The sequence below is a fragment of the Arsenophonus endosymbiont of Bemisia tabaci Q2 genome (genome assembly GCF_902713415.1).
Taxonomy (GTDB): domain Bacteria; phylum Pseudomonadota; class Gammaproteobacteria; order Enterobacterales; family Enterobacteriaceae; genus Arsenophonus.
Genome location: NZ_CACTIE010000326.1, coordinates 1 through 713, shown reverse-complemented (window position 1 = coordinate 713; position 713 = coordinate 1). Strand labels below are relative to the sequence as shown.

Genomic DNA, 713 nt, shown 5'->3' with positions numbered 1-713 from the left:
TTCTCGGATACTCAACCCTTCTTCTTCTATCGTAAATATCACTTTACGTCTAAAATCAATTGAATAGCTCATATAAATAATGTCATCAAAATTAAGTCGATTAGCTATAGTTAGCGGCTAAAAATAGCATCAAGCCATGAAATCATTACTATTGATCTGGTTATATAACAACGTCGATGCATTAGCTTGCAAAGCGATAAATTTAGGGCGTCTATTAGTTGCGACTTATTGGCTGGCTTTATACTCAGCTTCCGCTTTAATAAAGCGTTTCACAGCGATCTGGCTAGGTACGGTAGTTAACAGGCTAACGACAACAATGGCGATTGACGCAAAAATAAAACCGGGAATAATTTCATATAAACCAAACCACTTATATTGCATCCATATCAATGCCGTTAAGGCACCGACCAGTATACTGGCTAAAGCACGATAGCAATTCATACGTTGTCACAAGACAGAAATTAAGATCACTGCGCCAAAGGCCGCCCAGGCGTTGCTAACCAAAACCAATACTTTATTATTGGGATCACGAGCAATAAAAATAGCCATTGCTGCCACCACTAACATCATGGCACTACCAACCCAAACTAACTCTCGCTGGCGAGCTTTAGCTCTGATAAACGGTTTATAGAGATCTTCAGTCAACGCACTGGAACAAACCAATAATTGACAACTTAAGGTACTCATCACAGCAGCTAAAATGGCTGATAACA

Annotated in this window: 1 pseudogene; it reads right to left on the bottom strand. The window is 39.4% G+C overall.

Annotated elements, in window-relative coordinates:
- Positions 1-225 precede the first annotated feature (225 nt).
- Positions 226-713, bottom strand: a pseudogene (locus tag ARSQ2_RS11745) (sodium:solute symporter family transporter); the annotation flags it as partial.